Source organism: Runella aurantiaca (genome assembly GCF_003339505.1).
Classification (GTDB): Bacteria; Bacteroidota; Bacteroidia; order Cytophagales; family Spirosomataceae; genus Runella; species Runella aurantiaca.
Genome location: NZ_QPIW01000003.1, coordinates 151,277 through 173,611, shown reverse-complemented (window position 1 = coordinate 173,611; position 22,335 = coordinate 151,277). Strand labels below are relative to the sequence as shown.

At 47.4% G+C, this 22,335-nt stretch carries 18 protein-coding genes; 12 read left to right on the top strand and 6 right to left on the bottom strand.

Annotated features, from left to right (window positions below; all coding sequences use genetic code 11):
• Position 1: 1 nt before the first annotated feature.
• The 6 genes from DVG78_RS06125 to DVG78_RS06100 all read right to left on the bottom strand — a co-directional run bounded on the left by DVG78_RS06125 (position 2) and on the right by DVG78_RS06100 (position 10,768).
• Positions 2-2,176 (bottom strand): ferredoxin-like domain-containing protein, encoded by a 2,175-nt coding sequence (locus DVG78_RS06125; protein WP_114460180.1) that lies wholly within the window; start codon positions 2,174-2,176, stop codon positions 2-4.
• A 258-nt stretch (positions 2,177-2,434) separates the two neighbouring features.
• Entirely contained in the window at positions 2,435-4,813 is a 2,379-nt protein-coding gene (locus DVG78_RS06120; RefSeq protein ID WP_114460179.1) for a M43 family zinc metalloprotease, read from the bottom strand.
• Position 4,814: 1 nt separating this feature from the next.
• Complete coding sequence (locus DVG78_RS06115; protein ID WP_114460367.1) at positions 4,815-5,306, bottom strand: lipocalin family protein; 492 nt, start codon at positions 5,304-5,306, stop codon at positions 4,815-4,817.
• A 41-nt stretch (positions 5,307-5,347) separates the two neighbouring features.
• A complete protein-coding gene (locus DVG78_RS06110) occupies positions 5,348-6,220 on the bottom strand; it encodes a hypothetical protein (RefSeq protein ID WP_147277004.1) in 873 nt (290 codons plus the stop codon).
• Between the two features lie 51 nt (positions 6,221-6,271).
• Positions 6,272-7,672 (bottom strand): RagB/SusD family nutrient uptake outer membrane protein, encoded by a 1,401-nt coding sequence (locus tag DVG78_RS06105; RefSeq protein ID WP_229598148.1) that lies wholly within the window; start codon positions 7,670-7,672, stop codon positions 6,272-6,274.
• A gap of 45 nt (positions 7,673-7,717) precedes the next feature.
• Entirely contained in the window at positions 7,718-10,768 is a 3,051-nt protein-coding gene (locus tag DVG78_RS06100; RefSeq protein ID WP_114460176.1) for a SusC/RagA family TonB-linked outer membrane protein, read from the bottom strand.
• 176 nt (positions 10,769-10,944) lie between these two features.
• Between DVG78_RS06100 and DVG78_RS06095 the strand changes: the two genes are divergently transcribed.
• The 12 genes from DVG78_RS06095 to trpB all read left to right on the top strand — a co-directional run bounded on the left by DVG78_RS06095 (position 10,945) and on the right by trpB (position 22,335).
• Positions 10,945-11,490 carry a redoxin domain-containing protein gene (locus DVG78_RS06095; protein WP_114460175.1) on the top strand — a complete coding sequence of 182 codons (546 nt, stop codon included), beginning with the start codon at positions 10,945-10,947 and terminating at the stop codon, positions 11,488-11,490.
• Complete coding sequence (locus DVG78_RS06090) at positions 11,487-12,722, top strand: glycosyltransferase family protein (protein ID WP_199563207.1); 1,236 nt, start codon at positions 11,487-11,489, stop codon at positions 12,720-12,722. The genes DVG78_RS06095 and DVG78_RS06090 overlap by 4 nt, the downstream gene beginning before the upstream one ends.
• Before the next feature lie 95 nt (positions 12,723-12,817).
• Complete coding sequence (gene nadE / locus DVG78_RS06085; protein ID WP_114460174.1) at positions 12,818-14,842, top strand: NAD(+) synthase; 2,025 nt, start codon at positions 12,818-12,820, stop codon at positions 14,840-14,842.
• A gap of 68 nt (positions 14,843-14,910) precedes the next feature.
• Positions 14,911-15,360, top strand: a complete 450-nt coding sequence (locus DVG78_RS06080; RefSeq protein ID WP_114460173.1) for a methylglyoxal synthase — start codon at positions 14,911-14,913, stop codon at positions 15,358-15,360.
• A gap of 44 nt (positions 15,361-15,404) precedes the next feature.
• Positions 15,405-15,971 (top strand): anthranilate synthase component II, encoded by a 567-nt coding sequence (locus tag DVG78_RS06075; protein WP_114460172.1) that lies wholly within the window; start codon positions 15,405-15,407, stop codon positions 15,969-15,971.
• A gap of 85 nt (positions 15,972-16,056) precedes the next feature.
• Positions 16,057-17,049 (top strand): bifunctional heptose 7-phosphate kinase/heptose 1-phosphate adenyltransferase, encoded by a 993-nt coding sequence (locus DVG78_RS06070; protein WP_114460171.1) that lies wholly within the window; start codon positions 16,057-16,059, stop codon positions 17,047-17,049.
• 26 nt (positions 17,050-17,075) lie between these two features.
• Positions 17,076-17,999 (top strand): hydroxymethylbilane synthase, encoded by a 924-nt coding sequence (hemC, locus tag DVG78_RS06065; protein ID WP_114460170.1) that lies wholly within the window; start codon positions 17,076-17,078, stop codon positions 17,997-17,999.
• A 21-nt stretch (positions 18,000-18,020) separates the two neighbouring features.
• Positions 18,021-19,010, top strand: a complete 990-nt coding sequence (gene trpD / locus DVG78_RS06060; protein ID WP_114460169.1) for an anthranilate phosphoribosyltransferase — start codon at positions 18,021-18,023, stop codon at positions 19,008-19,010.
• 1 nt (position 19,011) lies between these two features.
• Positions 19,012-19,611, top strand: coding sequence for a Uma2 family endonuclease (locus tag DVG78_RS06055; RefSeq protein ID WP_114460168.1), 600 nt, complete (start codon positions 19,012-19,014; stop codon positions 19,609-19,611).
• A complete protein-coding gene (trpC, locus tag DVG78_RS06050; protein WP_114460167.1) occupies positions 19,611-20,414 on the top strand; it encodes an indole-3-glycerol phosphate synthase TrpC in 804 nt (267 codons plus the stop codon). The genes DVG78_RS06055 and trpC overlap by 1 nt, the downstream gene beginning before the upstream one ends.
• A gap of 19 nt (positions 20,415-20,433) precedes the next feature.
• Positions 20,434-21,081, top strand: coding sequence for a phosphoribosylanthranilate isomerase (locus DVG78_RS06045; RefSeq protein ID WP_114460366.1), 648 nt, complete (start codon positions 20,434-20,436; stop codon positions 21,079-21,081).
• 57 nt (positions 21,082-21,138) lie between these two features.
• Positions 21,139-22,335: a tryptophan synthase subunit beta gene (gene trpB, locus DVG78_RS06040; RefSeq protein ID WP_114460166.1), complete on the top strand. Its 1,197-nt coding sequence runs from the start codon at positions 21,139-21,141 to the stop codon at positions 22,333-22,335.

Below are 22,335 nucleotides of genomic sequence, written 5' to 3'. Positions count from 1 at the left end.
CTTAGCTATCTTTTCCAAATTCCACCAACGCTAGTTCAGGCTCACCTTCGCTCTCCAATTGTTGCTGACGAATTTGATTTACTTTTCCAATAAAATGCGCGGCTTTGGCCACAAATCCTTCGGCAAACTCCTGCGTAGGTTCGTTCTTATTGATGCTGAACACCAACTCTTTAAACGAAACCCCTTCGGAAAGATCACTAAACTCCGCGCCAAAATGCTCGTCAAAATCCTTCACAATGCCGTACTGCGTATTGGTCGCCACTCCTTTGCTCACCAATAATGCTTTGGCTCCCGTTACAAATACGTTGTAAGCGTGATAAATGGCATCGGCCCAGATTTTCTTTTCAAGATTCTCGTTGGCCCAGCTGAGTTTGTCATTGGCCTCAATAATCGTCGTAGCCACCAAATCAATCAACACACTGGCGCACTCTCCCACCCCTACTTCGGTTTGGAAAGGCTCTTCGTGGTCCCAATCTACGTAATCACTGCTAACTACCGTGGTCAAATCAGCCAACGGTTTGAGCATAGAATAAAAATATTTGTTGCCCTGACGCAAGAAATAATCGTTGTAATATTCTCCCTCAAAAGCGTTGGTTTCATAATCGTTCAACAACGTCCGTAAAGCCGCAGGGCCACGTTTAGTGGGAAGTTTGATGACTTTGTCGCCCATCATTCCTTCACCCGCGCCGTTGAAGCCTCCACCCAGCAAAACCTGCAATGCGGGCAAAACGAGTTTGCCGTTTTTGATGGAACTGCCATGAAAACCAATGTTGCAGGCACTGTGTTGACCACAGCCATTCATACAACCGCTGATTTTGATTTTGATGTCGTTGTTGTAAATAATATCAGGAAACTCTTCCTTCATCATGGTTTCCAACACCCGGGTAATACCGTAGCTGCTCGAAATCGCCAGATTACAAGTATCGGTGCCCGGGCAGGTGGTAATGTCGGCCGTGGTATCAAAACCAGGTTCAGCCAAGCCCAATTCATTGAGTTTTGCATAAATAGCGGGCAAATCTTCGGCTTTCACAAAACGAAGAATATATCCCTGATTGACCGTCACCCGAATGTCATCGGCGGCGTAATCACGTACGATGTCTGCCAATTTACGCGCGGTGGATGAGTGCATATCACCCAACAACACCCGCAATTGTACCGCGTACCAGCCTTTTTGTTTTTGTTCAAAAACGTTGGTTTTAAGCCAATGCACGTAAGGGGCATTTTGTTCGGACTCGGCCGCAATCAAATCTTCGCGGGTTAGCTTGCTTTCATTTGCCTTCAATAAATCATTTGCCGCAAAGGCCAAAGGCTCAATGGCATATTCTTTGTTTTTAAGGGCCTTTTGCTCCTCTTCTACCCGTTTCAAAAACTCCTCCAAACCAATATCAGCCAACAAAAACTTCATGCGTGCTTTGTGACGACGCACGCGCTCACCATAACGGTCAAATACCCGAATCACCGATTCGATAAACGGAATCACGAATTGCTCCTCCAAAAACTCATGGGCAACCTTGGCCAAAAGCGGTTGCGCGCCTAATCCACCGCCTACCAACACTTTAAAGCCGTTGATTTGGGTACCATCTTCGGCAAACTTGGCTACTGGAATCAAGCCTACATCGTGCATAAATGCATAGGCCGAATCTTTCGCAGATGATGAGAGCGCAATTTTAAACTTACGACCCATGTCCTGACAAATCGGATTCCGCAAGAAATACTCAAAAATAGCATGGGCGTGGGGCGTAACATCAAACGGCTCTTCGGGGTCAACCCCCGCCCGTGCAGAGGCTGTTACGTTACGAACGGTATTGCCGCAGGCTTCGCGCAAAGTAATATTGGCATCTTCCAACTCAGCCCAAAGGGCGGGGGAATCGGCCAGTTTCACAAAGTGAAGTTGAATGTCCTGACGCGTGGTGGCGTGCAGGTTTCCAGTAGCATATTTATCGGAGCAATCAGCAATGCGCACCAGCTGGTCGGCCGTAATGCGCCCGTAGGGCAGTTTGATGCGAATCATCTGCACCCCCGGCTGACGCTGTCCGTATACCCCACGGGCTAGACGAAACTTACGAAACGCTTCTTCGGGTACTTCACCGCTGCGAAATACACTAATTTTACTTTCCAGCTCCAATATATCGCGACGGGCGGCTTCGCTAACGTTTGGTGAGAATGGGATTGTCATAGTACCTATATTCTATCGACTTAATATTTTTATTTTTAAACGTAAAAAGGCTTTTGGAGCCTTTGGAGTGATAGTTTTGAAGATTCCCTATAGTTATATTTTAAAATTATAGGTAACTCAATCCTATTGAATTACTATTGTTATGCAAATTTGGTTGATGCTCAGCTAAAATCCTAATCAAGAATCATAAAAAAAAGAATAGGCCATAACCGAAAGTTATATCTTTTCGTTATGGCCTATTCTACAAGGTGCTATTCTTTAATACTTCACAAGCCGTTTTCGGTCAACGAAGTCCCCTAATTGCAGGTCAATAAAGTAAGAACCTGCGGGGTACGTGCGAACATTGATAGACTGTCGGAATAAATCGCTGGTTTTTTCAAATTCGCCCCGCCAAACTTCCTGCCCAGTGATGCTACGCAGTCGAAGCGTAACCTTTCCTCTCAACCCATTGGTAAAACTGACCTCGGCTACTCCATCTGTAGGATTGGGGCTGATGACAAAATCTTTTTCGGGCAATGTCTCATTAGATAAAATCTGGACATTGCGCACGTAGATAGTTGCACTGGCTGAATCCAAGCACACGTCAGAGCCTGTTCCTTTAACTAGATACGTAAGCGTACGATTTGGACGGGCAGTCACCTGTGGCCCGAGCGTAGCACTAAGCCCTTCCGAAGGCGACCAATTAATGACTGATGCGCCCCGGGCTTGCAGAGTTACGGCTTCGCCGGGATTGATAAACTGCGCCGAAGCCTGTATTTGAACCGAAGCTTTCATTCCTACTTCAGCCGTAATGTTATGCGCCACGTTGAGACCCGTACGGACAATGTAGCGATCCCAGTTTCCACTTGAATTCCGCTCCCACGAGGTGGCATTGAGCGACTCCCCATTGAGGGTAGTCGTGAGGGCAACGGTATCTCCCGCTACGTAATCCAATTCAATACCAATCAAGAATGACAGGTTGTTTTGACGCGACAAATCAATGTTTTGGTCAAACACCACGGTGGTAGCACGGTTGTTTCGAACATCGTCCAAAATCCGTCGAAGCGGAACCTCCTTGGTCGTTAGTTCAGAACCTGGTCCTCCCTGAAAACCGCGTGCGTTCCATACTTTCACCCGCACAACCGCTTCCGTTTCATTTCCTCTGGCGGCTTTTGCCACGCCAAATTTAAGCGAAGCCCCCCGCAAATTGGTATAGCCAAGCGTATTGGGAAACAGTTCGGCCACGGCCTGTGTCCGTCTACTATTGTGCCCCGATACATATCCCGTGCCCGTCGATTGTCGAATGACCGTGCCTGCACCCGTAAAATTGGTAGCAGTAGCGCATAACCCTGCATTTACAACTTCAATGTACTGCGTTTTTGTCAATGGAGCAGAAGCCCCCGACGCATTGGAAACCGTCAGCGTCACCCTAAACTTGCCCGCAGTTCGGTACGTTACTGTTGGATTTTGCTCAGTAGCAACCGCTGGGTCTCCACCTTCAAACTCCCACTGCCAAGCCGTTGGGAAGTTGGTAGACAAGTCCGTAAATTTAACTTGTGCCCCCAACAATACGACCCGGTTCTCTGCTTCAAAATTTGGCGTAGGCCGTCCCACCACCAACTGACCGCACACATTAGAAGTCAATAAACTGGCGCGGCGGGGGCTTATTTCCATCACTGCCCGCATACGCGTTTTTTGATCTCTGGTAAAGATATTAAAACACGCATCATCTGAATAATCCATGTAGTTTTCCACCATATTGGCGCTTCCGCAACTCATCCGACCTTTCTGACAACCACGGCTTTCGGAAGCCTGCGAGGGTGTATCCGCACAAAAATCATCTCCACAGTTGGAATCTCCCCAAATATGACGCAGACCTAACCAGTGTCCAGTTTCGTGCGTGAGCGTACGCCCTAAATTATAGGGTGCTCGCAGAAGGGAGAAATTCCCTTTTTGGGCATTTCCAAAATTAGCATAATTAACCACTACCCCATCGGTACTGGCAGCGCCACCGCTTCCCGGAATCCCCGAAAGGTTGGAATTGCTCGGAAACTGGGCATAACCGAGGAGGTTGTCATCCTGAGCGGCAAAGTCCAGAACCCAAATGTTGTAGTACTTGTTGGGGTCCCAAGAAGTGGTTGGTTTCAGCGAACCTTCAATATCATTCCGCACCCAGTTTGCACGATTGCCGTTTACGCGGTCAATGCCCGGCTCGGCCATGCGCTGCCCCTGAGGGTTAAATTGAGCCAAGCAAAACTCAATTTCAATATCTGCTCCGCGCGAGTCGCTGTTAAAACCATTGGTATTGACCCGACGTCGAAAATCCTCGTTAAGGGTTTCTATTTGGGCCTGTACCTGCGCCTGACTTATATTTCGACCCGTCCCGATGGCTTCCCCGCTGTGAATCACGTGCACAACAATCGGAATGGTAATAATCTCAGCCGCTCCCCTTCCAGAAGCCATACGGGCTTTGATTTGAACCATTTTTCGCTGCAAATCCCGCTCAAACTCATCTAGCGAGCCTTCCGAAGGATTCCGCAGTCGCAGCAAACTGTCCATTTCCATCGTAGCGCAGGGTTCTGTTCGGCGCTGCGCTTGGGCAAAAAAAGATAAAAGCACAAACAGGCTTAAAAAGGCGCGAGTACATATTTTCAACATGCTACTTACTGCTTGAAGTGAATGAGAAACGGTAACTGGCATCAATATCTCCAAAATAATACTCCAGTACCAGTGAATTTTCGGTCAACGTTTTGATAACAAAAGGCAGTTTAAATCCGCCGAATATACGCGGTATCCCTATCTCAAGGGTAGCGTTGGCATTGGTCAATTGCCATACATCCGTGATTAAAATTTCGGGCTCAGTCGTGCGGCACTTGGTGGCACCGTTGCTGTATTCCATTTTTTTCTCCTCGTTGGCATAAAAAATAAATTGGTCATCCAACTCGCACGGATCCAACACTTGATTCCCAGGCAACTCAAACGGGTCTTTTTCATCAATGATGGTGAGCGAGCTCAGCACCCAAGCTTTCTTTTCGGTTCCTGTCAGCAATTGCGAATACGTCAACGGCTTAGGTTCTATTTTTTCAGAACAACTACTGCTCAACACAGCCAGCAGGCCAAAAATGGCAGTATAGCGAATATAGGTTTTCATTTTTTTGCGATTTTCAGAGAACAATTCAGTTAAAATCCACACTATTGCGGCACATAAATCAATGGTAGATTAACGATACTGTCTCGGCCATTGCTTAATTTATAGATTTTCATTCTAATGCTGAGGCTGATTTGCTTATTGACTGGATTCCACACACCCGTTCCAGAGAGTGTATCGTAGCCACTCGCAAACTGCGGAATCACTTGTTGCGGAATGGTAAGTGTGTTGTTTCCATTGTCAATAAAATCTAGCGTAGGGCGCTCCGCTTGAAACCCAACGGGGCTGTCCCAATTGAAAAACTGCGGGAAGCCCAACAAACCTACGTTGATATTGGAAATCGTGTACCGCTTGCAATCTGCGCTAGAAATTTCAATATCTGCCAACTGAAAGGCCTGATTTCCCACGGGCAGTCGGCCCGTATAAATGCCATCCATAATACAGGCATCACGAATGGTAAAAACCATCTTACTCCCTAAACCTCCCTCGCCAAATCCAACCTTGATTTTATCGCTGGGCGAAACTCCCGCAATGGTAAACTCAATGGTGCTGGATTCCAGAATATTATTGGCATTGTTGAGAAGGTACAGCGTAATCTCGCCAAAACTCTGATTTACGGGAATAATCACGGTGCCTTTGTTTCCTTCAATGCGATAATCGCGGCCTTCGCGCGCGGTTCCACCGATGGTATATTGAACATTGATGGACTCGTTAAGTACTTTGCCCCCGTTATGCACTCGAACTTTGATTGCCTTAGAATAGCTCTCCTTAAAACTCAATGTGGAATCCGTAAACCGTACGAAATTTGCTCCTTCGTAAATGATTCTTTGTTCTTCACAGCCCGATAGCCAAAGCCCCGCCAAAAGAGTCACTACCAACGCCGCTAAATGAGAAAATGTGTATTTAGTATTTTTCATATTCAATTTTTTTTCCGAAAACGTCATATCAAATCAAGCCTTCTGTTTGGCTTAATAGCCAGGATTTTGCTGTCCTACCAACGAAGGGTTGCGTTGGATTTCGGTCTGAGGAATAGGCCACAGTTCGTATTTTGAGGTCCAGTTTGGCGAAAAGGCCGACATAACCACCTGCGCACGCCCAGTACGTACCAAGTCATACCAGCGGTGGCCTTCAAAAGCCAATTCGTACAATCGCTCCCGCTCAACCAATAAAAGCGCTTCTGCCTGCGTAGCCGTTGTAAGTAGCGTAGGCTTATCGGCGGTGGCGGCGGTATTTTTACCGGCTCTCGTCCTTAAAACATTCAGGTCACTGAGGGCACCTGTTGCCCCCGTAATTCTCCCCTGTTGTGCTCTTGCTTCGGCACGAATAAGGTACATTTCGCCCAGTCGGAAAATCACAATATTGTTGTTATCTTCGTCGGGAGTGCCGTATTTACGAACACTCCAGCCGTTGTCTCCCCCTCCCTGCTCGTTAAAATCAAAATCTACGGTTGCTTCTCTTTCGCCCGCATCGCGTGAGATGATTTGGGTAATAAACTGGTTGGAAGGAATTACTTCCCGGCGCCCCACCAACAGATTGTTGAGGCCAAAAGCACTCGTACCAGGGTCGTCGGAAGCGGTATAGCCTACTTCAAAAATAGATTCATTGTTAAAGTCTTCAGAGACAACATCCGAATAATTGACCAATTCATAAGCAGTGGAATTAATCAGGGTCGTAGCCGAGGCCTCCGCCTGAACCCAGTTTTTTTGGTACAGATAAAAACGCGCCAAAGCGGCCCGTGCCGCATTTTTAGTAGCATAACCTGCAAAAACAGGACGTCCATCAGTGGGACTGCCATCGGGCAAATCGGTCAGGGCGGCCTGAAAATCAGCCAAAACACTTTCCATGATGGTCTCCTTACTTGCTTTCGAAACAATTTTATTGGCGTCGATGTCGGTAGAAGTGACATTCGGAATTCCCCCAAAAGTTGTAGCCCCAATAAAATTAGCCATGCCACGCAAAAAACGGGCTTCGGCCGTAACCGTTTTACGCTCTGCTTCGCGCACGCCGGGCACAGTAGGCAGTTTTTCAAGCAAAAAATTACAGACGTAAATCGTGTTAAAAACACCGCCCCACAGCGCCCCAGCTACACCATTGGCAGAGGTAATCTGCTTGTTGCCCAACTCCTGATAATCCGTAAACGTACCGTTGTGCTGAATATAATCTGCGGTAAAATCTCCTACAATTACTTTTGGCGCGGCGGTTCCTCTAAAGGCTGCATACGCTCCCAAACGTACCGTAGCAACATCACTGGCTTGGTTTAGCACAAACTGGTCGGCCAAGATGTCTATCGGTCGCGGCTCCAGAACTTCCCTGCAACTGCTTAACCATAAACCCACCGCCATAACCAAAGAAATATGATATTTATTCATTTTTGACACCATTGAAACATTGTGTGAAGAAATCGGATGTGTGTTTTAGAAACCAATTGTTAACCCTACCGTTATGTTGCGGGTTTGGGGTAACGTAAAAAAGTCAATACCCTGCGCTGAAGTAGAGCCATCCAGCGTACTTACTTCAGGATCGGCACCCGAGTAAGCCGTTAAGGTCCAAAGATTGATGGCCGAAGCGTACAAGCGGGCCGTTCTGACTTTGACTTTATTCAGCCACCGCGAAGGGAAATTATACCCCACCGCCACATTTTTGAGGCGTAGATAAGACCCGTCTTCCAGAAAACGACTGCTGTGAAAGTTATTGTAAGTATTGCCCAACTCGTAGCGCGGCACGTCCGTCACATCGCCGGGTTTTTGCCATCGTCTCAGGGCCGCTCTTACCTGATTGTTTTCGAGGTTGGCTCCGTTGTCGAGCAGCGTTACATTAGAAAAATTCAGGATTTTATTGCCGTACATAAATTGGAGAAATACGCTCAAATCAAAATTTCCCCACGTAACGCGGTTGGTAAGCCCTCCCACCAGCAGGGGCTGGGCGTTGCCAATCACCTGAGCGTCGTCAGGGCTGATTTTTCCATCCTTATTAAAGTCTTCGTAGAGGGCGTCGCCGGTGGCTACATCTACCCCCTGAAATTTAAGTCCCCAGAAAGTTCCGAGCGGCTGGCCAGGCAAAATCACGTTGGTTGCACTGACTCCGTTGGCGGTATATCCCCGGAAGAGTGGTTGATCATCGACCAGTTCCAATACTTTGTTTTGGTTATGCGAGATGTTAAAGTCGGTATTCCAACGAAGTCCTTGGTTGGCACTACGGTCGATGTTGACCGTCGAAATCGTCAGCTCTAATCCACGGTTAGAGATAGAGCCGATGTTTCCCTGAAAGCCGCCAAAACCAGTGGTAAGCGGTAGCGGCTGATTGAACAAAAGATTGTCCGTAACGTTATCATAAGCTTCCATAATCACACTCAATCGACCACTCCACAGCGAAACATCCAAGCCTACGTTGGCTTCGCGGGTACGTTCCCATTGCAAAAGCGGGTTGTTGAGGTTGTTGGGACTCACCCCCGTGGCACCACTGTATGTAGATGCCGCCCAAGTACCAAGGTAAGTAAAGTTTCCAATGCGTTCGTTACCCGTGTATCCATAGCTTCCTCTCAGCTTTAAATCCTGAATAAATTCCAATGATTTCATCCAAGGCTCTTCCGAAACCCGCCATCCGAGCGAAAGAGAAGGAAAATATCCGAAACGACGATTAGGCCCAAAACGCGATGAACCATCGTAACGAGAGGTAAACGTAAACAAGTACTTTTCCATGTAATCGTACCGAACTTCGCCAAAACCCGAGATAAGGCCATTTTGGGCAAAGCCAGAGCCCGCCGCATCCTGTACCCCCGATGAATTGATATAGGTAAAATCGTCGCTTGGAAAAATACGACCAGAAGCAAAAGAACTCCGATTTTTAGTCTGGAGAATTTCCGTTCCGAGCATGGTATTGAAGTGGTGCTTACCCCCCAAATCAAAAAGATAGGTAAGCGTGTTGGAGTTCAAAATCGTAAAAAGCGTATTGGTAATATACACACCATATCCCTGACCGCCGATGGCGGGCAAAAAGCCTCCGATAGCCGTAGCAGATGACTCGTACTGGTCTTCTTCAGAGTTGTTATAATCCAAACTCAGCTTACTATTGAGTTTTAAGTTTTTGATAATTTCGTATTGCCCGCTGACCCCCGCGAGGATTTTGGTGCCGTAGGTGCGGAAACGCGGCAACAACGCCTGCGCAACTGGATTAAAATTAGGAAACCCTGCATAATTTGGGCTGCCCGGTGTATAAAGTTTTCCTTGCTCATTGTAAGGTGCGAAGAAAGGCAAACTTTTGATAGCTCCCGAATAAACACCGTCCAAGAAATTGTCCCCTTTTACCCGGTCATTGGTCGTAAAGCCCAACGACATATTGGTGCTGATGGTTAATTTTTGGCTGGCTTTGTGGTCTACATTGAGCGCACCTGAGTAGCGGGTAAAACGGTTGTTGAGCTGAACGCCTTCTTCATCCCGTAGACCGCCGCTAAGATAAAAACGCGTTTTGTCGTTTCCTCCCGTGGCCGAAATTTGATACTGCTGATAAATTCCACGGCGCAAGATGGCATCCAACCAATCAGTGTTAACACCGTCGGTAACGCCCGAAATCAGCCCGCGTTGGTCGGGGTCTTGACCCGCATTGATAACGGCTTCCCGCTGCAACTGCAACAACTCAGACGAATTCAGCAAGTCCACTTTCTTTATAATATCTACCACCCCGCGCTGGGCGTCGAGCGTAATGGTGGTCCGTGAGTTGGCTTTTCCGCGCTTAGTCGTAATCAATACCACTCCGTTGGCGGCCCGTGAACCATAAATCGCTTTGGCGGAGGCATCTTTCAGGACTTGAATTGATTCGATATCGTTGGGATTCACAAAAGTAAGGGTGTTGTCATTTTGGCCCCCAAAACTTCTTCCCGACACCGACTCATCCATCACTGGAATTCCATCCACCACAAACAAAGGTCGGTTGGAGGCAGAAATGGACGTATTTCCCCGGATTCTGACCGCTACCCCTCCCCCGGGAGTACCCGACGATTGGGTCACCTGTACACCAGCGGCCTGTCCTTGCAATGCCTGATCAAATCCTGCAATCGGAATATCCTTAAATTTGGCGGCGGAAATGGAGGTAATAGACCCCAGAATATCTTTCTTTTGGGTAGAATTATAGCCCGTTACGACTACTTCATTGAGTTGAGTAGGGTTTTCGGCGAGTTCGACATTGATGGTTGTGCGGTTATTGACGTTGACCTCCTGGCTCAGCATTCCAATAAATGAAAATACCAACGTAACTTTGCCGGCAGGAATACTGATACGGTAGCTGCCGTCCGCGTCTGTATTGGCCCCCGAAGGTGCCCCTTTGAGCGTAACATTTACGCCGGGCATGGGCTGGCCGTCTGTTGCCGAAGTAACTTTTCCAGTCACGGTACGATTCTGGGCAAACACCCCCGCACCGAGTAGAAAAAGGCAAAAAACAATAAGTAAAGACTTGCGTAACAAATGGTTCATGTAAAAGTATTTTGAAATATAGGAATTTTCGGACGGGTTACTGGTTTGCTGTAGATATAAGGCCAAAATTTAGATAAAAAATTTGGGTCAAAACACGCTTCACCAAATTATTTATAATTTTAAAAACGAAACATCAGGGCGAATGTTTTACAACTTCATTCATCTAATTTTGAATCATGGAAAAATACAATAAAATGTTGATTGGGATATTTCTTGTGTTCATTGCGGGCTTTGGTTTACTGCATAATGAAGTACGGGCGCAAAGTTCTCTTTATATTTTTTATGACACCGAATGCCCGATTTGCCAAAAATCCAGCAAGCGACTACAGGAGATGTACGTTAAATTCGGCCAAAACGTTGCGTTTAAGGCAGTTTTTCCCACTAAATCTATCAAGAAATCAGCGATTCGCCAATTTAACAAAGAATATAGTTTTACCATTCCTTACGTCATCGACAAAAACCATACGCTTGTTGAGCGCTATGACGCAAAAACAACCCCTGAGGTGGTACTGCTTGATAAAAATGGCGTGGAAGTTTACCGAGGTGCCATAGACAATCAGTTTTTTGGTTTAGGCAAATATCGCCCCAAAACCACCGAATTTTACCTCCAAGAAGCGCTCGAAGCATTGGCCGCCAATCAGCCCGTGTCGCCCAACCGCACCGAAGCCGTGGGCTGTCTGATTAACCGCAAAAAAAGAGAAAGCGTAAGCCAATCATTATGAATTCAACAAAAAAAACACCGCTTTCCCTCACTATTATCAATCGGCATTATCCTCCCAACCCTGGTATCACGGGTGAATCGGCGTGGGATTTGACCAAATACCTGATTGAAAATCACGGCATTGACGTCCGAATCGTCCACGTAAAACGCAGTGATTTAGGCGGTGGGCAAGTTCGTTTACCGATCGGAAAAACGTTTCAAATCTCTACCCTTTATAAAGGAAGCAAAGGAATTCTAAAGTTAGCTGCTGGTTTTTTTGACGGCTTATTCTTGCTTCTCAAAACACTACGCGTGCGCCAGGGACCCGTGCTGTGCATGACCAGCCCGCCATTGTTGCCTTTTTGGGCTTCTTGGTTGCTACCTTTATTCGGAATTCGGTGGGCATTGTGGTCCATGGATTTATTTCCCGAAGGCTTTGTCGCCGATGGCGTCATCAAAAAAACGAACCCTATTTATCGTTTTGTTGAGTGGGTAACCTACCGATTTGCGCCTGCTCAACTTTTTGCACTGGGGCCAAATCAGGCCGCCTACATCCAAAAAAAATACCGTAAATCACTCCCTACCACAATTCTCCCCTGCGGCGTATTGCTCGACCAACCCCGCGACCCAACGCCGCCCGAATGGCGCAAAGCAGACGGAAAAATTTACTTTGGATACGCTGGAAACCTCGGAGATGCGCACTCGGCTGATTTCCTGTTGGCTTTTATAAATCACTTTGACCCTCAAAAACACCACCTTATTTTAGCCGTTTATGGTACTAAATCTGCCGACATCTTGACCGTTGCAGGTACAAAAAAAGGCATTACGATTCTCAAAAATGTACCAAGGAGCCAATTACCCTACATTGATATTCATTTAGTTAGTTTGCTCACAAAATGGACCCATATTGCGGTACCCTCCAAGGCAATCAGCTCGGTATGCGCGGGTGGAGCCATTTTATTTTGCGGAAATAAAGAAGCCGATACGTGGGCATTATTGCAACGAGCAGGTTGGCACATTGACGAAGAAAATGCCATTATTCCGCAAATAACCCACTTTTTAGCACAACTCACCCCAGAAGAAGTAACCCTCAAAAAGAACGAGGCGGCTTCTCTTACTACAGCATTGAAGCAGATGCTGGTATCCGCATACGAAGACATAGCCGTTTTTAGTGGTCTCTTATTCAATGCGAAAAAAAAAATTACCCCAAAGAGTGACTTATATATCAATACATCGTCTAAGCCGCAAAAATGACACGAGATTGTCAAAACACTTTCGGTTTTCTTCGTTTCCCATTGGCTTTCTCGTTCGGAAACCTCATTTTTGCATAAATCAATAACCTATTCAACATGCCACTTCTTAAAGTAGCCGCCGGAACCATCAACACCACCCCCTTGGCGTGGGAAGAGAATAAAAAACACATTATAGAATCTATAGAAGAGGCTAGAAACCAACATATTAGTTTATTATGTCTTCCTGAGCTTTGTATTACGGGTTATGGCTGCGAAGACGCCTTTTACAGCCCCAATACCCTCGCCCAAGCCATCGAAAGTCTTCATGAAATCGTGGCGCACACTTCGGGCATTGCGGTGTCGGTAGGATTGCCAATGCAATTCAACAGCAAAATCTACAATACGGCCTGTCTTATTGTCAACAAACGGATTCTAGGCTTTGTGGCCAAACAGCATTTACCCAACTACGGTGTTTTCTACGAAGACCGTTGGTTTCACCGCTGGCCCGCCAACGCACGCGATGAAATCAAAGTCGGGGATTTCAGCTATCCTTTCGGAGATTTGGTCTTTGATGTATCTGGTATCCGAATTGGCTTTGAAATCTGCGAAGACGCTTGGGTGGCACAACGCCCCGGACGCAATCATTTTGACCGCGGAGTCGATGTTATTCTGAATCCCAGCGCCAGCCCGTTCGCCTTTCACAAATTCATCACCAGAGAGCGTTTTGTCATTGACGGTTCTCGTTCCTATTCATGCAGTTATGTATACACTAACCTGTTAGGAAACGAATCGGGACGGCTTATTTTTGACGGTGATGCCATGATTGCTTCCAACGGAACCCTGTTAGCCTCCAGTCCGCGTTTTGGGTACCACGATTACTACATTACGTCGGCGGTGATTGATACTGATGTAACCCGACTGTCGCATTCTCAAATCAAATCAGCACTGCCAACGGGCAATTGGAAAGTTGTGGATACGTTTGAATGGCATGAAGCTGCACCCGCTTATCAAGTGGCTGAATTAGAACCTTTTGAGCGAGAAGGCTATTTAAAAGAAGAAGAATTTGCGCGGGCCGTATCGTTGGCACTGTTTGATTATCTTCGCAAATCGCGCTCGCAGGGCTTTACGGTTTCACTCTCCGGCGGTGCCGATTCGTGCGCTTGTGTGGCATTATGTGGTCTGATGATTCGATTGGCCGATGAAAGTATCGGTCTGACCGCTTTTAAACAAAAGCTGAGTTATATCAAAAAAATCCAGCAAGAGACCACCGAAGAAGGCATTGCCAAACACCTGATTCACAGCATTTATCAAGGTACAGAAAATAGTTCCACCGACACTTTGGAATCGGCCCAAAGTCTCGCGGATTCAATTGGTTCTACCTTTTATAACGTCAATATTAACGGGCTGGTTGAATCCTATAAAGATTTAATCGAACAACAGATAGGACGCGACTTGACCTGGGAACAGGATGATATTCCGCTCCAAAATATTCAGGCACGGGTGCGTGCCCCGGGCGTGTGGCTGTTGACCAACCTATACGGGCATCTTTTATTGGCCACTTCCAACCGGTCTGAAGTCGCGGTTGGCTACTGTACCATGGACGGCGACACTGCCGGCAGCATCAGTCCGATTGCAGGAATTGACAAATTCTGGCTTCGCCAATGGCTCGTTTGGCTCGAAACCATTGGTTGCCACGTAAAAGGTAAAAACATCAAAATTGAAGGGCTCAAAAAAGTAAACAGCCTACAACCCACCGCCGAACTCCGCCCGCAACACAAAATGCAAACGGACGAAAAAGATTTGATGCCTTATGAGGTCTTGGATGCCATCGAAAAGGTGGCGATTCGCGATAAAAAATCGCCGATTGACTGCTTCCGATTCATGGAAGTACGCTTTGCCGAGCGGTACTCTCGTGACGTCTTGTTTACGTCGGTCGAGCGCTTTTTCAAACTTTGGAGTCGGAATCAGTGGAAACGCGAACGCTATGCACCAAGCTTTCATTTAGACGACCTCAACCTTGACCCTCGTTCGTGGTGCCGTTTCCCCATTCTATCCGGTGGGTTTGAAAAAGAATTGGAGGAATTAAGCGCCTATTATGAAGGCAAAAATCACAAAGGACGCAAAGGAAAAATTGGGTTTTAAGGATTGACACGATTTCAAGATGGGCTGGAGCCAATCCTGAAATCGTGTTTTAAAATGATAATTAAAAGATGCCAAATCGCACCCTCAACGCTCGCAAACGTATTGCCTTGGTGGCCCACGACCACAAAAAAGCCGATCTGATTCAATGGGCTTCTGCTAACAAAGAACGGTTGGTTTCACACGAGTTATATGCCACTGGCACCACTGGAAAATTGCTTCAAGTGGCCTTAGAAACGTCCGTCACCTGCCTCTTGAGCGGCCCTCTGGGCGGAGACCAACAGATTGGCGCGATGATTGCCGAAGGAAAAATTGATGTGTTGATTTTCTTCTGGGACCCCATGTCGGCCCAGCCGCACGACCCCGACATCAAGGCTTTGTTGCGCTTGGTGGCGGTGTGGGACATTCCCATGGCCTGCGACCGTGCCACCGCCGATTTTATCATAGCGTCTCCCCTCATGAGCCAGCCCTACGAGAGCATTTTGCCTGATTATGACGCTTATCTGAAACGGAAGGTTTGAGGTACAAATAGAATTGGGTAGTTTTGCGGGAAATATCATCCGCAATGAAGATTCTTGTTCTCGACAATTACGATTCGTTTACGTATAACCTCGTTTACATCTTACGCGAACTGCACGACGACGTGGAGGTTCATCGTAACGACAAAATCGCGCTCGAAGACGTAGCGCAGTACGACAAAATTCTGCTTTCACCCGGGCCTGGCATTCCGTCGGAAGCGGGAATTATGCAGGATTTGATCCGTACCTATGCTCCCACCAAAAGCATTATGGGCGTGTGTTTGGGCCATCAGGGTATTGGCGAAGTGTTTGGCGCTACGCTCAACAACATGGCGGATGTACTACATGGCATCAGCGATAAAGCCATCGTTATCGACCCCACCGAGCCGTTGTTTAAAGGTTTGCCCCAATCCTTTCAGGTAGGTCGTTACCACTCATGGACGGTGGTAGGCGAAACCGTACCCGACACCATGACCATCACCGCCGTGGACGAACACGGTGAAGTAATGGCACTGCACCACAATACTTACGACGTGCGGGGCGTACAGTTTCACCCCGAATCGGTCCTGACCGAGCACGGCAAAGAAATGTTACAAAACTGGCTTTCTATTTAATACTAACAACAGACAGTGGATAAGTCCAGCGGCCGTTGAAAACAACAAAGCCAACATCCTGTATTCATTGTCAACCCTACAATTCATGACTATTGACCAATTGTTTGATTCTTTTAGCACATTACGCGTCCTGATTGTGGGCGATGTAATGTTGGATGCCTATATCTGGGGGAAAGTAGATAGAATTTCGCCCGAAGCACCTGTTCCTGTAGTGGTAGCGCAGCGTCGTGAATACCGCTTGGGCGGCGCAGGAAACGTAATTCTTAACGTTCATGCATTAGGGGCCGAGCCCATCATTTGCTCCGTCATCGGACAGGATACCGAAGGAAAAAATTTACTGGGTGAACTAGAGAAACGAGGCCTACGTACCGACGGCATTTTGCAAAGTCCCGACCGCATCACGACCGTCAAAGAACGCATCATTGCGGGGTCTCAGCAAGTGGTGAGGGTAGATACCGAAACCGACAAAGTAATTACGCTTGAAGAACAGTTTCAACTGATTGACAAAGCCAAAGCCCTCATTCCTGACTGTCACGTGGTTCTTTTTCAGGACTATGACAAAGGAGTTTTGTGCCCAAATGTCATCAAGGAAATCACAGATTTTGCCAATTTACACGGCATCCCGACGGTGGTTGACCCTAAAAAACGCAACTTTTTGGCCTACCAAAACGTGACCCTCTTCAAACCCAATTTGAAAGAACTGAAAGAAGGTTTGAAAGTAGAGTTTGATGTAAAGAAAGAAGATGAGCTCCGGGCCGTAGTGAAGAAATTACGCTATGAACTCAACGCCAAAGGCGCGTTTGTAACGTTATCAGAACAAGGCGTTTACATTGATTTCTTAGACCAACAACACCGCATTCCTGCCCACGAACGGGAGATTGCCGACGTATCAGGTGCGGGCGATACGGTCATCAGCATTGCGGCTTGTGCGGTAGCGCTGGGGCTTGCGCCAAACATCGTTGCTGAGCTGTCGAACCTTGGCGGTGGTTTGGTCTGCGAACACGTAGGAGTAGTGCCTATTGACAAAGAAACGCTAAAAGCAGAGGCGAGAAAATCGTTATTGCTTACCCAATCGTAAGGGTAACTAAAAAATTAAATGCACCAATGCACATAAAAATCGGAACGCGCGGTAGTCGCTTAGCCCTTTGGCAGGCTTATTACGTCGAAAATCTATTACAAAAAGGAGGACTTACGACCGAAATCGTCCTCATTGATACCAAAGGCGACCAAATTTTGGACCGTTCACTCTCCAAAATCGGGAGTAAGGGCGTGTTTACTCAAGAATTGGAAGACCAACTTCGCGACGGTCGCATCGACATTGCCGTGCACAGCGCCAAAGATCTACAATCCGAACTCGACGACGACCTGCAACTCATCGCCTTTACCGAGCGTGAGCGTGTCAACGACGTCTTGGTCAGTCACAACCAAAGCTTATCTTTGGGGAGCGGCGAGCCCTTTGTGGTCGGGACTTCTTCAACGCGACGCGTGGCGATGCTCAAGCATTTTTATCCGCACATTCGCACCGTTGATATGCGCGGCAACCTTCAAACCCGCCTCCGTAAGTTGGAAGAGGGCCAATGCGACGCCATTTTGTTGGCTTATGCGGGCGTTCACCGCATGGAGTACGACGGGCTGATTGCCGAGCACCTTTCGCTAAACGAATTTACTCCCGCCGTTGGGCAAGGAAGTGTGGCAATTGAGTGCAGTCAAAACATAGACGAAGAAAAACGCGACAATGTACGTTCGTTGCTCAACCATCCCGCAACCGAAACCTGCCTCTTGGCCGAACGGGCCTTTTTGCGCCGATTACAAGGCGGATGCAGCGTTCCAGTCTTTGGTTTGGCATCGTTGGAAAATGACACCGTTACGATGACGGGCGGCGTGGTTAGTTTGGACGGAAGTCAAATCCTGAAACAAACCCGCAGCGGTGCAGCCGCTTCTCCCGAAGACATCGGCATCCAATTGGCGGAACTGCTTTTGAGCGACGGTGCCGCCGAAATTTTGGCGGCTATTAAACAAAATTCCTAATTTGCCTTTTCGATACGCTGCATGAAAAACACGCTAACCCACTTACTAAACTACCAAACCCTCGACCGCCAAACCGCACACCAAACGCTGCTCGGAATAGGTCAAGGAGAATATAACACTTCCCAAATTGCCAGTTTTCTGACGATTTTTGCCCTGCGTGGCATCACCGTAGAGGAGCTAACAGGTTTTCGGGATGCCATGCTTCAACTATGCCTTTCGATTGATTTACAAGCCTTTGACCCGATGGATGTTTGCGGTACCGGCGGCGACGGCAAAGATACTTTCAATATTTCTACGTTATCGGCTTTTGTGGTGGCTGGAGCAGGGCAACGGGTGGCCAAACACGGCAATCATGGCGTATCGAGCTTGGTGGGCTCTTCTACGGTACTTGAACACCTCGGAATTAAATTTTCCAATGATGCCGACTACCTAAAACGTAAAATCGAAACCGCAAATATCTGTTACCTCCACGCTCCGCTGTTTCATCCGGCCATGAAATACATTGCCCCCATCCGTAAAGAGTTGGGTATTCGGACGTTTTTTAACATGCTAGGCCCACTGACAAACCCTGCGTTCACCAAAAAACAGCTTGTAGGCGTATTTAGTCTTGAATTAGCGCGGCTTTATGCCTATCTTTACCAAGGCTCTGGCCATCATTATCTGATTGTTCACGCATTAGACGGTTACGATGAAGTGTCTTTGACAGGTGATTTTAAAATAATAACCGCTCAAAACGAGCAAATTCTGTCGCCTATTCACCTCGGCTTAGATGTTCTTGCGCCTGCCCAACTCTCGGGCGGTGACACCTTGGCCGACTCCGCAAAAATTTTCTTAAACGTACTGAACGATGAAGCCACTTCTGCCCAAAAACAGGCGGTATTGGCCAATGCGGGTTTGGCCCTCTACGCCGCCAACCCCTCCCTTTCGTTGACCGACGCCGTAGCCACGGCCCGCGAATCGCTGGAAAGCAAACGGGCATTGGCCTGCTTTAAAAAGTTAATCGAAGATTGATATGAGCACACTCAACTTCACCGATTTAGATCCAAACGGCATTTATACATACGCCGACTACTTGAAATGGACCTTTGACGAGCGCCTAGAGCTCATCAAAGGAAAAATTTTCAATATGTCGCCTGCGCCCGCCAGAAGGCATCAAAAAATTTCGGGAAAGTTATTTACACCCATTAGTAATTTTCTTGAAGGTAAACTTTGTGAAGTGTATTCCGCCCCTTTTGATGTAAGACTCACTCCGTTGAAAGGAAAAAAGCGCAAAGACGACCAAATTTATACGGTGGTACAACCTGACATCTGCGTTATTTGTGATGTAGATAAACTCGACGACCGAGGCTGTATCGGTGCTCCCGATTTGATTATAGAAATCTTATCGCCCGGAAATACGAAAAAGGAAATGAGCGACAAATTTCAGGTCTATGAAGAAAACGGGGTAACGGAATATTGGTTAGTCGAACCCAACGACAACGTAATTTTTGTTTACGTACTGAATGATGAAGGAAAATACATTGGCCTAAAGCCGTATACAGAAGATGACATACTTACTTCAAGCGTTCTTCCGGGGCTTGAAATATCTCTCAGCAGAATTTTTGAACCATAATGAACATTTTAGATAAAATAGTAGCCCACAAACGCATCGAAGTAGCCGAAGCTAAATCAAAAGTAAGCATCGCCGACCTCGAAAAAGCGCCTTTATTCGGTCGTAAAACATTATCGCTAAAACAAGCACTGACCGCCGAAGGAGCTTCGGGGGTTATTTCGGAATTTAAACGTAAATCTCCTTCCAAAGGCATCATTAACGATGCTGTGTTGCCCGAAATCGTCACCAAAGGCTACGTAGAAGCGGGTGCCTGCGGCTTATCGGTGCTGACCGATACCGAATTTTTCGGGGGCACTTTTGACGATTTCGCCAAGGCGCGTGCCGCCAATCCTTCGACGCCCATGCTTCGCAAAGACTTCATGATTGATGAATACCAGCTGTGGGAAGCCAAAGCCATCGGAGCCGACGTGATTTTGCTCATTGCGGCCTGCCTAACGCCCGCCGAAGTTCGGCAGCTAGGTCGTAAAGCACAAGAACTGGGCTTGGAGGTATTGCTCGAAGTACACGACCGTGATGAATTGGAACAAAGTGTGTGCGAATACGTTGATATGGTAGGCGTAAATAATCGAAACCTGAAGACATTTGTCACTTCGATTGAAACTTCTTTGGAATTGGCGCAACTTATTCCCAATAATTTCGTCAAAATATCAGAAAGTGGGTTGAAAAATGCCGAGACGATTTTACAATTGCGGGAGGTGGGTTATCAGGGTTTCCTGATTGGTGAATCTTTTATGGTTACCCAAAACCCCGGATTGGCGTTGAAAGAACTGATTGGCCGCTTTCAACTCACAAGTAATCAATAACTAACCGACTAGCCGGATGATGAAAATTAAAGTGTGTGGAATGCGGGACACGGCCAACTTGGCTGAATTAGTGGAATTGAAGCCTGATTTTATCGGATTCATTTTTTATGATAAATCGCCCCGGTTCGTGGGGGAAAACCTCGACGAGGAATTCATAAAAAGCATTCCAAAACCCATCAAAAAAGTAGGCGTTTTTGTCAATGCAAACCCGGACTATATTCTTCGGATGGCAAAAAAATATGATTTGCAGTACGTGCAACTCCACGGCCACGAAACCCCAGATTTTTGCCGTACCATCAAAATGCGCGGCGTTAATATCATCAAGGCGTTTTCAATCGAATCAGATTTTAATTTTGCAACGCTCAATAACTATAAGCCCCATTGCGACTATTTCCTTTTTGACGCCAAAGGAGCCAATCCAGGCGGCAACGGAATCACGTTTGACTGGAGTGTTTTGAATCGTTACGACAACGACCGCCCATTTTTCTTGAGCGGCGGACTTTCTTTGGACAATATCGTTCAGGTCAATGAATTAAAGGCGAAAATCTATGGTTTGGATGTAAACAGCAAATTTGAAACCGCTCCTGCGGTGAAAGATATTGACGCACTGCGCCAACTGTTTGAGTTGATTCGTCCGATTGAAGAAGAGGAAGAAATAGAAGCGTAAACATACTTTTGAATAACGTTCAGCTCCCGCGAGTTGAGCCAAGCACTATTCGCACACATGACCGCACTACAAAATCAATCCGCCTATCAAGTCAATGAGCGCGGATATTACGGACAATTCGGTGGCGCTTACATCCCCGAAATGCTGTACCCAAACGTTGAAGAACTCCGCGATAATTACCTGAAAATCATCGCTCAGTCTAACTTTCAGGAGGAATTTCAAGGGCTCCTCCGCGACTACGTGGGCCGCCCAACGCCGCTCTATTTAGCGCAGCGTCTTTCCGAAAAATACAACACCACCATTTATCTCAAACGCGAGGACCTTTGCCATACTGGAGCGCACAAAATCAACAATACCATTGGGCAAATCCTGCTCGCGAAGCGACTCGGTAAGCAGAAAATCGTGGCCGAAACAGGCGCTGGTCAACACGGCGTAGCCACGGCCACCGTGTGCGCGCTGATGGGCATGGAGTGCATCGTGTACATGGGAGAAATCGACATTCAGCGTCAGGCACCCAACGTGGCCCGCATGAAGATGCTCGGCGCGGAGGTTCGTCCCGCAAACAGCGGTTCCAAAACCCTCAAAGACGCCACCAACGAGGCCATGCGTCACTGGATTAATAATCCTACCGATACGCACTACATCATCGGCTCGGTGGTAGGTCCGCACCCTTATCCCGACATGGTAGCACGCTTTCAGTCCGTTATTTCGGAAGAAATCAAAAAACAATTGTTGGAAAAAACAGGCTCCGAGCTCCCAGATTACGTCATTGCGTGCGTAGGAGGCGGCTCCAACGCCGCGGGTGCTTTTTATCATTTCTTGGATGATGAGTCCGTAAAACTCGTTGCCGCCGAAGCAGGCGGGCACGGAATCACGTCGGGGTTGTCGGCTGCTACCACATTTTTGGGCAAAATTGGCGTTTTACACGGCAGCAAAAGCATCCTGATGCAAACCGAAGACGGACAGGTGGTAGAGCCACATTCTATTTCGGCGGGGTTGGATTATCCAGGTATTGGGCCAATGCACGCGCATTTACACGACAGTCACCGGGCGTTGTTTTATGCCATTACCGACGACGAATCCATCGCCTCTGCCATGGAACTTTCCAAGTTGGAAGGAATCATCCCTGCGCTTGAAAGCGCCCACGCCTTGGCGGTACTGCCTTACCTAAAAGCAACCCCTAACGAAACTGTTGTGATTAACCTATCTGGTCGCGGAGATAAGGATTTGGCTACTTATATGAAGTATTTGTAA

Excerpts from the sequence above, each read along its gene's own strand:
- DVG78_RS06125 (WP_114460180.1), bottom strand. The coding sequence starts at position 2,176 with ATGACAATCCCATTCTCACCAAACGTTAGCGAAGCCGCCCGTCGCGAT.
- DVG78_RS06115 (WP_114460367.1), bottom strand. The coding sequence starts at position 5,306 with ATGAAAACCTATATTCGCTATACTGCCATTTTTGGCCTGCTGGCTGTG.
- DVG78_RS06105 (WP_229598148.1), bottom strand. The coding sequence starts at position 7,672 with ATGAATAAATATCATATTTCTTTGGTTATGGCGGTGGGTTTATGGTTA.
- trpC (WP_114460167.1), top strand. The coding sequence starts at position 19,611 with ATGAACATTTTAGATAAAATAGTAGCCCACAAACGCATCGAAGTAGCC.
- hemC (WP_114460170.1), top strand. The coding sequence starts at position 17,076 with ATGCACATAAAAATCGGAACGCGCGGTAGTCGCTTAGCCCTTTGGCAG.
- DVG78_RS06045 (WP_114460366.1), top strand. The coding sequence starts at position 20,434 with ATGAAAATTAAAGTGTGTGGAATGCGGGACACGGCCAACTTGGCTGAA.
- DVG78_RS06055 (WP_114460168.1), top strand. The coding sequence starts at position 19,012 with ATGAGCACACTCAACTTCACCGATTTAGATCCAAACGGCATTTATACA.
- DVG78_RS06070 (WP_114460171.1), top strand. The coding sequence starts at position 16,057 with ATGACTATTGACCAATTGTTTGATTCTTTTAGCACATTACGCGTCCTG.
- trpB (WP_114460166.1), top strand. The coding sequence starts at position 21,139 with ATGACCGCACTACAAAATCAATCCGCCTATCAAGTCAATGAGCGCGGA.
- trpD (WP_114460169.1), top strand. The coding sequence starts at position 18,021 with ATGAAAAACACGCTAACCCACTTACTAAACTACCAAACCCTCGACCGC.
- DVG78_RS06080 (WP_114460173.1), top strand. The coding sequence starts at position 14,911 with ATGCCAAATCGCACCCTCAACGCTCGCAAACGTATTGCCTTGGTGGCC.
- DVG78_RS06100 (WP_114460176.1), bottom strand. The coding sequence starts at position 10,768 with ATGAACCATTTGTTACGCAAGTCTTTACTTATTGTTTTTTGCCTTTTT.
- DVG78_RS06075 (WP_114460172.1), top strand. The coding sequence starts at position 15,405 with ATGAAGATTCTTGTTCTCGACAATTACGATTCGTTTACGTATAACCTC.
- nadE (WP_114460174.1), top strand. The coding sequence starts at position 12,818 with ATGCCACTTCTTAAAGTAGCCGCCGGAACCATCAACACCACCCCCTTG.
- DVG78_RS06090 (WP_199563207.1), top strand. The coding sequence starts at position 11,487 with ATGAATTCAACAAAAAAAACACCGCTTTCCCTCACTATTATCAATCGG.
- DVG78_RS06120 (WP_114460179.1), bottom strand. The coding sequence starts at position 4,813 with ATGTTGAAAATATGTACTCGCGCCTTTTTAAGCCTGTTTGTGCTTTTA.
- DVG78_RS06110 (WP_147277004.1), bottom strand. The coding sequence starts at position 6,220 with ATGAAAAATACTAAATACACATTTTCTCATTTAGCGGCGTTGGTAGTG.
- DVG78_RS06095 (WP_114460175.1), top strand. The coding sequence starts at position 10,945 with ATGGAAAAATACAATAAAATGTTGATTGGGATATTTCTTGTGTTCATT.